12 protein-coding genes are annotated in these 11,482 nt (G+C 68.2%); 10 read left to right on the top strand and 2 right to left on the bottom strand.

Annotated features, from left to right (window positions below):
* Positions 1-62: 62 nt before the first annotated feature.
* The 4 genes from GP2_RS05145 (at position 63) to GP2_RS05130 (ending at position 4,836) form a co-directional block, all read left to right on the top strand.
* Positions 63-590 (top strand): FxsA family protein, encoded by a 528-nt coding sequence (locus tag GP2_RS05145; protein WP_006899417.1) that lies wholly within the window; start codon positions 63-65, stop codon positions 588-590.
* A gap of 37 nt (positions 591-627) precedes the next feature.
* Positions 628-2,268, top strand: coding sequence for an amidohydrolase (locus GP2_RS05140; RefSeq protein WP_040526444.1), 1,641 nt, complete (start codon positions 628-630; stop codon positions 2,266-2,268).
* A gap of 173 nt (positions 2,269-2,441) precedes the next feature.
* A complete protein-coding gene (gene lnt / locus GP2_RS05135; RefSeq protein WP_085950499.1) occupies positions 2,442-4,031 on the top strand; it encodes an apolipoprotein N-acyltransferase in 1,590 nt (529 codons plus the stop codon).
* Positions 4,015-4,836 (top strand): polyprenol monophosphomannose synthase, encoded by an 822-nt coding sequence (locus GP2_RS05130; protein WP_006899414.1) that lies wholly within the window; start codon positions 4,015-4,017, stop codon positions 4,834-4,836. The genes lnt and GP2_RS05130 overlap by 17 nt, the downstream gene beginning before the upstream one ends.
* A 121-nt stretch (positions 4,837-4,957) precedes the next feature.
* Here the strand turns inward: GP2_RS05130 and GP2_RS05125 are convergent, their stop codons facing one another.
* Positions 4,958-5,302 carry an RNA polymerase-binding protein RbpA gene (locus GP2_RS05125; RefSeq protein ID WP_006899413.1) on the bottom strand — a complete coding sequence of 115 codons (345 nt, stop codon included), beginning with the start codon at positions 5,300-5,302 and terminating at the stop codon, positions 4,958-4,960.
* Between the two features lie 312 nt (positions 5,303-5,614).
* Between GP2_RS05125 and GP2_RS05120 the strand changes: the two genes are divergently transcribed.
* The 6 genes from GP2_RS05120 (at position 5,615) to GP2_RS05095 (ending at position 9,714) form a co-directional block, all read left to right on the top strand.
* Positions 5,615-5,899, top strand: a complete 285-nt coding sequence (locus GP2_RS05120; RefSeq protein ID WP_083900193.1) for a hypothetical protein — start codon at positions 5,615-5,617, stop codon at positions 5,897-5,899.
* Entirely contained in the window at positions 5,896-7,041 is a 1,146-nt protein-coding gene (locus GP2_RS05115; protein WP_006899411.1) for a DUF475 domain-containing protein, read from the top strand. Before GP2_RS05120 ends, GP2_RS05115 begins: the two co-directional genes overlap by 4 nt.
* Before the next feature lie 215 nt (positions 7,042-7,256).
* On the top strand, positions 7,257-7,478 hold the full coding sequence (locus tag GP2_RS05110; RefSeq protein WP_006899410.1) for a DUF3263 domain-containing protein: 222 nt from the start codon (positions 7,257-7,259) through the stop codon (positions 7,476-7,478).
* Between the two features lie 35 nt (positions 7,479-7,513).
* On the top strand, positions 7,514-7,840 hold the full coding sequence (locus GP2_RS05105) for a hypothetical protein (RefSeq protein ID WP_040526464.1): 327 nt from the start codon (positions 7,514-7,516) through the stop codon (positions 7,838-7,840).
* Entirely contained in the window at positions 7,837-8,607 is a 771-nt protein-coding gene (locus tag GP2_RS05100; protein WP_006899408.1) for a VOC family protein, read from the top strand. Before GP2_RS05105 ends, GP2_RS05100 begins: the two co-directional genes overlap by 4 nt.
* A 120-nt stretch (positions 8,608-8,727) precedes the next feature.
* A complete protein-coding gene (locus tag GP2_RS05095) occupies positions 8,728-9,714 on the top strand; it encodes an oxygenase MpaB family protein (RefSeq protein ID WP_006899407.1) in 987 nt (328 codons plus the stop codon).
* 333 nt (positions 9,715-10,047) lie between these two features.
* On the opposite strand, the gene GP2_RS05090 is transcribed toward GP2_RS05095, so the two are convergent.
* A complete protein-coding gene (locus GP2_RS05090) occupies positions 10,048-11,292 on the bottom strand; it encodes an HNH endonuclease (protein ID WP_006899406.1) in 1,245 nt (414 codons plus the stop codon).
* Between the last annotated feature and the right edge of the window lie 190 nt (positions 11,293-11,482).

Raw genomic sequence — 11,482 nt, 5'->3', positions numbered from 1 at the left:
AAATCCGGCCCGTCGTTCGTTGCATGACCAAGCAGCACCCGACAGACAGGTGAGAGGACACCATGGCATTGCGCTGGTTCGCCGTTTACGCACTCCTGGAGATCGCCGCGTTCGTGGCGATGGCGATGACGCTCGGATTCCCCTGGGCGGTGCTCATCACCATCGGCGCCGGCGTCCTCGGCTTCCTGACGCTGCGCCGGCAGGGTCGCAAGGTCTTCGGCGAGCTGCGCCGCGCCGCCGACAACCAGGTCGATCCGCGCGAACCCCTCGCCGACACCGCCGTGGTCGCCGCCTCGACGCTGCTGCTGGTCATCCCTGGCGTGGTCTCCACCGCCGTCGGCATGCTGATGCTCTTCCCGCCGACCCGCAAGCTCCTGCGCCCGCTGGTGGCGGTGCTCGCGGCGCGGCGTGCCGCGACGCTCATGGACCGCGCGGGGCTGTATGCGACCGGCACGTACCGGCGCACGAGCGTCACCGTCGACGGGAGCGTGGTCGACGGCGCGGTCGTCGACGCCGCGGGTTCCGGCACCCAGGGCCCCGGCGCCGGACCGGCACCGCTGATCACCCCGCAACTCCCGCCCACCCGCTGACCCCGGGGTCACCCGCGGCAAGGCACACTTGACGATCGTGGCAACCCAACTGCTCCTCGGCGGAATCGTCTACTCGGCGGCCGTTCCCGACGCGACCGCGATGGCCGTCACCGACGGCATGGTGGTGTGGGTCGGAACCGACGACGTCGGCCGCGCCCTGCACCCCGACGCGGAGGTCATCGACCTGAACGGGCTGTTCGTGACGCCCGGCTTCGTCGACTCCCACGTGCACCTGACCTCCACCGGTCTCGCGCTCGACGGCCTCACGCTCAACGAGGCGACGAGCCGCACCCACTGCCTGCAGCTCGTCGCGGAGGCGGTCGCCGCCGACGCCGCGGCCGGCCACGACGAGGGCGAGCTGTTGTGGGGGCTGGGCTGGGACGACTCGACGTGGGAGGGTGCCGGTCCCGAGGACGGCCGTTTCCCCACGACCAGCGAGCTCGACGCCGTCGTCGGCGCCCGACCCGTCTATCTGGCGCGGGTCGATGAGCACTCCGCCGTCGCGTCCACCGCACTGCGACGCCTCGTGCCCGAACTCGCCGACGCCGCCGGGTACCACCCCGAGGAACCCCTCGTGGCCGAGGCCCACCACCTCGTCCGCGGTGCAGCACGGCAGTTGGTGACCGCCGCGCAGCGCGAACGCGCCCAACGCCGGGCCCTCGACGTCGCCGCTGCGCACGGCGTCGTCGCGGTCCACGAAAACGGCGGACCCGACATCAGCGGTCTCGAGGACTTCCTCGCCATCGCCGAGCTCGACCACCCCGTCGAGATCCGCCGCTACTGGGGCCAGCCCGTCACCGACGAGGAGCACGCCGCCGAACTGCTCTCGATCACCCGCGCCGACGCCCTCGGCGGCGACCTGTTCATCGACGGCGCGATCGGCTCCCACACCGCGTGGCTCACCGAGCCCTACACCGACGATCCCCACACCAGCGGCATCAGCTATCTCGACGCCGACACGATCCGCGCCCACCTCCGCGCCTGCACCCTGGCCGGCATCCAGGCCGGTTTCCACGTCATCGGCGACGCCGCGACCGGCGCCGTGGTCGAGGCGCTGACCGACCTGGCCGACGAGCTCGGGACCCCGGCCATCGCCCGCTGCGCCCACCGTCTCGAGCACGCCGAGATGGTGACTGCCGCGCAGGCCGAGGTCCTGTCGCGCTGCGGCGTCATCGCCAGCATGCAGCCGCTGTTCGACGCCGAGTGGGGCGGACCGGGCGACCTGTACGAGACCCGACTGGGTCCCGACCGCGCAGCCACCCTCAACGACTTCGCGATGCTCGCCAAGACCGGTGTGGCCCTGTCGTTCTCGTCGGATGCGCCGGTCACCCCGATCGACCCGTGGGCCACCATCCGGGCCGCGGTCCACCACCACCGGAAGACCAACGCGATCTCCCCGCGCGGCGCCTTCGCCGCCACCACCCGCGGCGGCTGGCGGGCCGGCGGGGTCAACGACGGACTCACCGGAACCCTGACCCCGGGCGCCCCCGCGAGCTACGCGCTCTGGGAGGCCGACGAGTTCGTCGTGGCCGGTTCACACGAGAAGGTGCAGCGCTGGTCCACCGACCCGCGGTCGCGCGTCCCCGCGCTCCCGGACGTGTCACCGGGCGCCGCACTGCCTCGTTGTGTGCGCACGGTGCACCGCGGGCGGGTCCTCTACGACCGGGACGCCACGTGAACGGAGCCCCTCCGTCGGATGTGACGGGTACCCCGCAGGCCTCGGAACCCGGCGGTGCCGAGGTCGCCGGTTCCGGGCCCGGCGGCCGTCGTCGCCGGTTCCGGATCGGGCGCGACTCGCTCACCGTCGACTGGGCCTGGCGGACTCTGGTGTCGGTCGCGTCGGGTGTCGCCATGTGGGCCGCCTTCCCGCCCCGCAATCTCTGGTTCCTCGCCGTTCTCTCCCTCGGCATGCTGTTCGCGGCCCTCTACGTGGGCAGGCCGCGAGTGCGCACCGGCGCGTGGCTCGGCTTCGTCTTCGGTCTGTCCTTCTTCCTGCCGCTGCTGCCGTGGGTGGGGGAGTACGTCGGTCCGCTGCCGTGGATCGCGCTGTCGGCGGCGCTCGCCGTATACCTCGCACTGTTCGGCGCGATCGCGACCCTGACGACGCGACTCCCGCTGCCGCCGGTGTGGTTCACGCTGTCCTGGGTGCTGGTCGAAGCACTCCGCTCGTCCTTCCCGTTCGGCGGTTTCCCATGGGGGAGAGTCGCTTTCAGTCAGGTCGACGGCCCGCTGCTGCCGCTGGCGTCGGTGGTGGGAGCCCCCGGTCTGTCGGCCGGGGTCGCGTTGTTCGGCGCCTCGGTCGCGTGGGTGCTGATGATCCTGGCCTCTGCGCTGAGACGCTCGGCGGCCAAGGCGCGCCCCGTCGCCGCCGACCAGCCGACCGGCCTCGTCCGTGCCGGCACCCTGGCCGTGGCGATCGCGTTGCTCGCACCGGTCGCGGCGATCGCGTTGACCCCGTCCACGATCGACCGCACCATCTCGGGATCGAAGGTGCGCATCGCGGCGGTGCAGGGCAACGTGCCGCGACTCGGCCTGGACTTCAACGCCCAGCGCCGCGCCGTGCTCGACAACCACGTGCGGACCACTCTGCAATACGGTCAGGCGATCGACGACGGTCTCGCGCCGCACCCCGACTTCGTGATGTGGCCGGAGAACGCCTCGGACATCTCTCCGGTCGACAACGCCGACGCCGCGGAATCGATCACCGCCGCGTCGGAGGCGGTCGACGCACCCATCCTCGTCGGAACCCTGCTGCGCAATCCCGACGGCCGACCCACCAACTCGGTCCTGGTGTGGGACGGCGCGCGGGGCCCGGTCGACCGCTACGACAAGCACATCGTCCAGCCCTTCGGCGAATACCTGCCGTGGCGGCCGTTCTTCCGCCTGTTCTCCTCCTACGCCGACCTCGCCGGCAACTTCCGGCCCGGCAGCGGGCCTGCGGTGGTCACCGTGCCGGGCTACTCCGCCGAGGTCATCGTCGGTGTCGCCACCTGTTGGGAGGTCGCCTTCGACCGGGCGGCCCGGCAGTCGGTCCGCGACGGCGCGCAGATGCTGTTCGTGCCCACCAACAACGCGACCTTCGGCCGCACCGAGATGACCTACCAGCAGCTGGCGATGTCGCAGGTGCGTGCCGTCGAACACGGACGTGCCGTGGTCGTCGCCGCCACGAGCGGTGTGAGCGCCATCATCGCCGCCGATGGCTCGATCTCGGAACAATCGGGCATCTTCACCCCGGACGTGCTGACCAGCACGCTTCCCCTCCACGACGACCAGACCCTCGCCACCCGTCTCGGGGTGTGGCCGGAGGCACTGGCCATCGTCGTCGCCGTGGGTGGTCTTTTGTTTGCGTTGGGATCGCGTACTAGGTTCACACTGATGTCCCGCAGGGACGCCGCTCGGGCGTCCGACGACACTAAGGAGCTCGATGGCATCGGGGATTGACGCCACGACAGGGCCGCGCCCGTCGGGTGACTCGCCGACTCCCGTGGTCGGCAACGACGGAACGGGTGCGCTGGTCGTCGTTCCGACCTTCAACGAGCGCGACAACCTGCCCGTGATCGTCGAGCGCCTCCAGAAAGCCCTTCCCGGTGCGCACCTGCTGGTCGTCGACGACTCCAGCCCTGACGGCACCGGCGAGGTGGCCGACGAGTTGGCCCGCGCAGACGCCGAGGCCGGCCGGCTCCACGTTCTGCACCGCAAGGAGAAGGACGGGCTCGGCAAGGCCTACCTCGCGGGCTTCGCCTGGGGGCTGGCACGCGATTACCCGGTCATCGTCGAGATGGACGCCGACGGCAGCCACGCCCCCGAGCAGCTCCATCGCCTGTTCGAGGCGATCAACGCCGGCGCCGACCTGGCCATCGGTTCGCGCTACGTGCCGGGCGGCGAGCTCGTCAACTGGCCCAAGCACCGCGAGTTCCTGTCGCGCGGCGCCAACACCTACGCCCGGCTAGCGCTCGGCGCCAAGATCAACGACATCACCGCCGGCTTCCGCGCGTACCGTCGCGGCGTCCTGGAGAAGATCGGGCTCGACTCGGTCGAATCGGCCGGCTACTGCTTCCAGATCGACCTGGCCTGGCGCACGGTCCGCGCCGGCTTCGACGTCCGGGAGGTGCCGATCACGTTCACCGAGCGCGAGATCGGCGTCTCCAAGATGAGCGGCGGGGTCATGTCCGAGGCGTTCACGATGGTGGCCCGCTGGGGTATCCAGAGCCGACTCGAACGGCTGGGTGTGCTCAGGAACAAGTAGGCCCGAGGGCACTTCGTTCCCGGAGACATCCCGAGACCTCGGATTCGCGAGATCAGAAGCGTGGGCCCGGCAGGTTCGTCCTGCCGGGCCCACGCTTCTGTGTTCGGTTAGGGGTTCGCGCTCAGTGCGACGCGCCCTTGCGGCGCTGCCGAAGGAGTTCGAGACGCTCGTTGAGGAGAACCTCGAGCTCTTCCTCGGTACGACGCTCGAGCAGCATGTCCCAGTGGGTGCGCGGCGGCTTGGTCTTCTTCTCCTCGGGCGCTGCGCCCTCGAGCAGCTTGCCTTCCATACCGTTCTTGCACGGCCAGGTCGCGGGGACCTCGGCGTCGTCGGCGAACGGGATGTCGAAGATCTCACCATTGTCGGTGCGGTACTGGACGATGCGACGCGGCGCGAGATCGTGGTCGCGATCGGTCTCGTAGCTCACCGCACCGAGGCGGCTACCCCGAAGTACTCGATCTGCCATGAAGGGTTCCTCTCAGACTTCCTCAGATTCTCAGTTTGCCGGATCTCTCAGCGTGTTCGCGTGGTGTTCACCATCGAACCCAACAACTGAGTCGTCAACAGAAACATTCTACGCGCATCCGACCTCCTGGACGTCATTGCCGGTCAACCGCGCTTTCGCCCGTAACCCGGGCTCCGGCGGCGGTCTTCAGCTCCGGCGGCCACCCGACGTGCCGTACCGCGGTCCGATCCCGGAAAAGGGGTACGGTCTTTCGTTGTGGAACAGCCGTCCCGTCACCGGCGCCGCCCGTACGCATGTGCGTGGTGCGGCTCGATGATGGTCGATTCCGAGCTCGGACGGCGTCGCAAGTACTGCAAACGGTCCTGCAGGCAGCGCGCCTATGAACAGAGAACGCAACTCGAGGGCACCAGCATTCCCGCCGACGCGGTCATCCTCACGCCCGCGGAGGCCGCCGACTTCGGCGATCGCATGTTCGCGTTGCGCTGCGCCGCCGAGGACCTCGGCACGGCCGTCGCCGAACGCGCCGACCACGAGGTCCTCGCCGAACTGACCGACGCCCTGCTCGAACTCGCGAAGGAAGCCGAGAGGCTCCGGTGATCGCCCGCATCTTCGGCCTCTCCTTCGTGGTCACGATCATCACGTTGGTGGTGGCGTACCTCTACATGGGCTGGACGGGCCTGGCGCTGTGCGCGATCCTCGGCATCCTCGAGGTCTCGCTGTCCTTCGACAACGCCGTCATCAACGCGACCATCCTCGAGCGGATGACCGCGTTCTGGCAACGCATGTTCCTGACCGTCGGCGTCCTCATCGCGGTGTTCGGCATGCGCCTGCTGTTCCCGTTGCTCATCGTGTGGATCACCGGCGGCCTCGACCCTGCCGAGGCACTGCGGCTCGCCACCAATCCGCCGCCGGACGGTCAGAGTCACTTCGCCGACGGCCGACCCAGCTACGAGACCATCCTGACCGAGGCCCATCCCCAGATCGCGGCCTTCGGGGGCATGTTCCTGCTGATGCTGTTCCTGAACTTCGTGCTCACCGACCGTGAGCCCAAATGGCTCACGTGGCTCGAGCACCCGCTCGCCAAGATCGGCAAGCTCGAACAGCTGCCCGTCGTGCTCGCCGCGCTGTCCCTCGTGCTGGCGGCCGAGTACCTGGCCGCGGACGGCATCCGGTCGACCGTGCTGATCGCCGGAATCCTGGGCATCGTCACCTACATCACCGTGGACGGACTGAGTTCGCTGTTCATGTCCGACGGGCCCGACGACCAGCCAGCTCAAGACGGAGCGGCGGAAGACGGGGCAGGGGAGTCCGCCGCCGGACGCCGCGGACCGACGCCGGTCACCAAGGCGGCGGGCAAGGCCGGCTTCTTCCTCTTCCTCTATCTCGAGGTCCTCGACGCGTCGTTCTCCTTCGACGGCGTCATCGGCGCCTTCGCCATCACCTCGGACCCGATCATCATCGCCCTGGGCCTCGGTTTCATCGGCGCGATGTTCGTCCGATCCATCACGATCTACCTCGTCCGCAAGGGCACGCTGTCGGAGTACCGCTACCTCGAACACGGTGCGCACTGGGCGATCGGTGCCCTGGCGGTCATCCTGCTCCTCGGCGTCGAGTACGAGATCGACGAGATCGTCACCGGACTCGTCGGGGTCGCTTTCATCGGCGCCTCCCTGGCCAGCAGCATCCGCGCGAATCGGCGTGACGCCCAGCGCAAGTCGCCCTCGTCGGTGAACGCCTGACGGATTTCGTCTCGACCTTTCGCCGGGCTGTTCATGACGGTTCCATGAACCTTTCGGACACGTTTGAATCACTCTGCGCGACCTCCTGTCATCCGGCGGGTGTCCGGTGTACAAAGGACGACGTTGGTGACGTGCGTCACGTTGGTGCGTGGGTGGAGGGGCCCCGAACCACTGCGCGTCCCCGGGTCCAGCACGAACACGAGCCGGTGGTGAGGATGAACGACAAGCAGCTGCAGATGATCCAGTTCGAGAAGAACTGGTACCCGCTCGGCGGGGGGTCGGCCAAGCAGATCACCGAACAGTTCGGGGTGTCCGACCGTGACTTCTTCGCCGAACTCGACCGCCTTGTCGACACCGATCCGCCGGAAACCCTCAGCGACTCCGAACTGCGTCGTATGCGCCAGGTGATCAAACGTCGCCTCTGGATGGCCCGCTGATCCACGCCATCGCCGTCGGCGGGGATAATCGGGTGGTGCCCTTCTCCGACGACGAACTCGAAGCGTTCTATCGCGAGATCGAGGCACGCACGGCATACCGCGAGCTGATGGAGAACCGTCGAGCAGAGCGATCCGCCCGCCGTGCCGAACTCCCTGACTGCCCCACACCCGACAAACTCCCGTTCACCTCGCCGGCCGCGGCGATGGACAGCATCGAACGGATCAAGGCGCGGACCTTCGGGACCGTGAGTCTGCGCTACTACGAGTGCGCGTGCGGCCGATGGCACATCACCAGTTCGGCGCAGCTGACCCACCGGCCGATAGCGCCCGTCCGTCGGCGGAAGGGTAAGAAGAAGCGGTGATCCCGCCGATCTCGTCATCCCGTCCCGTGCCGACCGTGCTCGTCGAACTCGCCTGCCCGAACACCGCCGACACCGCGCGAGCACACGCCGCGCTCCTGGGCCTTCCGGACGGTTCGTCGTCGGGAGGAGACTCGTTCTCCGTGGTCGTCGGCAATACGGAGCTGCGCCTACGCGAATCCGCCGGCGCCGACGCCGAGGGCGATGCGGCGTTCGACGCCGAGCATCGTGTGTACTTCACCGTCGACGATCTGGCCGCGGCCCGGCGGCTCCTGATCCGACGGGGCTTCCCGGTGTCCGACGGCCAATCTGATCCCGGTCCGGTGGGGGAGACGACGCCACTCGGGATCGCCGAGGCCTCGGGCTCCGAGCCGATCCCGGTCGGCGACATCACCGGGATGGACCATCTCGTCTTCGCCGGCGACGACCGTGACCGCGCCGTCGCGCTGTTGGGCGGCGTCTTCGGGCTGGACTTCCGGCTCGACCAGCCGATCGGCGACGCTGCTCGTCAGCTCTTCTTCCGCGCCGACGACCTCATCGTCGAGGTGGTCACCGGTATCCGTGCGGCGGACACCCCTGCCCCTTCGGCAGCCGCATCGCTCTGGGGTGTCGCGTGGCGGGCGCCCGACATCGAGGTCACCCACGCGCGGTTGTCGGACGTAGGACTCGATGTCAGTGAGATCCGCGCCGGACGCAAGAAGGGCACCCGCATCTTCACCGTTCGCGAGCGTGCGCTCGGAACCCGAACCGTCGTCATCGGACCGGCCTGAACCCTCGTACGTCGCGGGGTGCGTCGCCGGTCCACAAGCTGAGTCTGTCCTTTCGACGTCTGCTGCGCTAATCTGACTACGAATGTTGTCGAAAGCGGCTTCGGTCGAGATAGGGGTGTCATGACCGCGGTACACGACGAGTCCGTCGCCACTACGTCGGCCGAGGCCGACGAGAGGGCTGCGGATCGGCTGATCAACCATCGCGACACCGACATCGAGTTGATCCCGCCGGACTCGCTGACCGCCCAACTCGTGGGGCTTTATACGTTCTTGCCGATCAACGGCGCTGCGTTCGTGATGCAGGTGATGCATCCGGTCATCGGCGACGTCGTCGACAAGTTCTCGGTCTTCCGCAAGGACCCGGTCGGACGCGCAATCCGCTCGGCCGACTCCGTCCTGCGCTGGACCTACGGCGGCCAGGAGGCCATCGAAGAGGGCAAGCGTCTGCGCAGACTTCACCAGCCGCTCCAGATGCGAAATGCCGAGGGCAAGCACATCAGCGCTCTCAACCCCGAGGCCTATGCATGGGTCATCGCGACCGCATTCCCGACGATGACCACGGCGGCACCCTTGATGCTGGGCCGCGAGTTCTCCGAGGAGGAACGCAAGGAGCTGCTCCGCGACAACCGGCGCATCGCGAAGATCCTCCAGGTCCCCATGAAGGGGTATCCGGAGACCCTCGAGGAGTTCGACGAGTACTTCGACGACTTCATCGAGAACAAGCTGGTGCGTCACCCGGTCGCCGTCGAACTGATCGAACAGATGCGCACGGCGCCGCCGGTCCCGAAGACGGTGCCCAAGCCCCTGCGACCGGCGCTGCGGAAGGTTGCCGCGACCGCATCGGTGCCTTTCCAGAACTTCAATTACCTCACCACCGTCGGGGTCATGGACCCACGCGTGCGCGAGATCCTCGGCCTCGGTTGGACCGACGAGGAACAGCGCCACCTGGAGAAGATCCACGCCAGGCTACGGGTCGCCTACCGGACCCTGCCCGAGCGACTCACCTATTTCCCGCTCGCGTACCACGCCCGCCGACACAACGACGCCATCCAGGCGATGAAGCGACGCGAGAAGAAGAGCGCTGCGTACAAGTACGCCTCTCGATGATCGACCAGCCGGGTCGAGGCGACGGTGTTGGGGGCGCATCGACTCGGTACCTCCACGGATTCCGTTCGCGCTCAACCGACATGGATCGGTGAGCGCGAACGGAATCCGTGTCTGTGGACCCGTATCGCTATTCACTGTTGAGTTCTCAAAGAGCACGTACGGTCTGCCGGAGCAGCCCGCGGAACCTCGGTTCTGAGAGTGCGGGTCCGCCGGCCCGCGCGAGGTGGTGGATCAGACGAGGGACTCGTGGTCACGGTTCCCTCGACGCCCTGATGGGGTTGGGCTTTCCAGTCCGCGCCCGATTCGAGTGCCGGCCCTGACGGCGGGTCCGGGTCAGGCTGCGAGTGCGTCGAGTGTCATAGTGCGTCGGTTGTGGGCGGGTAGCGGGCGTTGGTGTGGGTCGATGTCGGTGGGTGGGATGAGCCACGGGTGGCGGTCGTGGCCGAGGGTGATGTTCCAGCCGTGGTGGTGGACTCGGGTGTGGCACCGTTGGCAGAGTAGGCAGCCGTTGTCAAGGTTGGTTTCGCCGTCGTGTTCGGTCCAGTGTTCGATGTGGTGGACTTGGCAATGCGAGGGTGGTGCGCCGCATGCGATGCAGGTGTGGTCGCGGATAGTGACCGCTTTGCGGATGTGGGGTGGGAACAGTCGGCGTTCGCGTCCCATCTGTAGGGGCACGGTATCGCCGTCGATGATGATTTCGGTGATGGTGCCGTCGCAGGAAAGGCGTCGGGCGGTGGCGTGGGTGATTGCTCCGGTCCAGGGCATGGTGGCGGGGTCGCCCCCGTCGGCGGGGATGAGCAGGGAGATCTGGGTGCGGGGTGCGCCGATGGTGTCGGTGGCTGCGCCGAGTGCTGCGTGATCGAGCAGCAATTCCAGTGCGTCGACGCGGCGTTGGTCGGCTGTGCGTCGGTCGGGTGAGCCGTCGGGTTCGGGTCGGGGGATGGCGCGTTCGTCGATCATGGCGATCAGTTTTTCGCCGACGACCTGGGTGATGTTGGCGCGCAAGTCGATGCGTCGGTCATCGGTGATCGTGTGTGACAGGGTGTCGAGGTTCTTGTCGTCGCAGGCGGGGATGGCGCCTGTGGTGTCGGTGAGGGTGGTGGCGATGGTGTGTGCGCGGGTGCGGATCTCGGCCGGGGTGGCGCCGGACAGCGCTTGGGTGAGGAGGTCGGTCTCGTACTCGCGGCGGGTGGTGTCGGAGAGCGGGGTGGGGCAGCGTCGCGCGATGGTGGTGATGCCGCGGGTGATGGCGTCGACGGTTTCCGCGGGGAGTCGGGCGTCGGCGGCGTGGCCGGTGGTGGAGCAGAGGGTGTCGAGGTGGGTGGCGTTGTGTGCGAATCGTGTGGCGGCCGCGGGTGGGCAGCCGAGGGTGATGAGCATTCTGGTGGGTGTGGTGCCGGCCCTGTCGGCGGTGGGGGTGAGTGTGGCTGTGTGGGTGGTGATCTGGTGGTCTGCGATGTTGCGGATCTTGAGCCAGGTGGTGAGGGCGGTGTGGGTGGCTTGACCGGTGGGGTCGTCGGCCGGTGGCCGCTTCTGGATGAGGAGGTCGAGGATCTCCTCGAGAGGAATGGTGGACATGACTGCTGCTTTCACGCTGACGGGACGTGGGGTGCGGCGTTCAAGGGAGCGGCGTCGTCGGCTGCACAGTCATCAACAATTCGTTGACATCCGTTGTACATGAGGGGTCTGACAAGAATCTCCGGCAACCCTCCCGGACTGCGAGCCCGAGCGGGAACCCCACCGGCGACACCCGGCCGGAGCGTGCGAG

The sequence above is a fragment of the Gordonia paraffinivorans NBRC 108238 genome (assembly GCF_000344155.1).
Lineage (GTDB): Bacteria > Actinomycetota > Actinomycetes > Mycobacteriales > Mycobacteriaceae > Gordonia > Gordonia paraffinivorans.
Note: the sequence above shows the minus strand (reverse complement) of the source record. Positions and strands in the feature narration are given on the sequence as shown.

What these genes read in the sequence shown, in the direction of transcription:
- GP2_RS05145 (WP_006899417.1), top strand. Translation starts at nt 63, where the DNA reads ATGGCATTGCGCTGGTTCGCCGTTTACGCACTCCTGGAGATCGCCGCG.
- lnt (WP_085950499.1), top strand. Translation starts at nt 2,442, where the DNA reads ATGTGGGCCGCCTTCCCGCCCCGCAATCTCTGGTTCCTCGCCGTTCTC.
- GP2_RS05130 (WP_006899414.1), top strand. Translation starts at nt 4,015, where the DNA reads ATGGCATCGGGGATTGACGCCACGACAGGGCCGCGCCCGTCGGGTGAC.
- GP2_RS05125 (WP_006899413.1), bottom strand. Translation starts at nt 5,302, where the DNA reads ATGGCAGATCGAGTACTTCGGGGTAGCCGCCTCGGTGCGGTGAGCTAC.
- GP2_RS05120 (WP_083900193.1), top strand. Translation starts at nt 5,615, where the DNA reads ATGATGGTCGATTCCGAGCTCGGACGGCGTCGCAAGTACTGCAAACGG.
- GP2_RS05110 (WP_006899410.1), top strand. Translation starts at nt 7,257, where the DNA reads ATGAACGACAAGCAGCTGCAGATGATCCAGTTCGAGAAGAACTGGTAC.
- GP2_RS05095 (WP_006899407.1), top strand. Translation starts at nt 8,728, where the DNA reads ATGACCGCGGTACACGACGAGTCCGTCGCCACTACGTCGGCCGAGGCC.
- GP2_RS05090 (WP_006899406.1), bottom strand. Translation starts at nt 11,292, where the DNA reads ATGTCCACCATTCCTCTCGAGGAGATCCTCGACCTCCTCATCCAGAAG.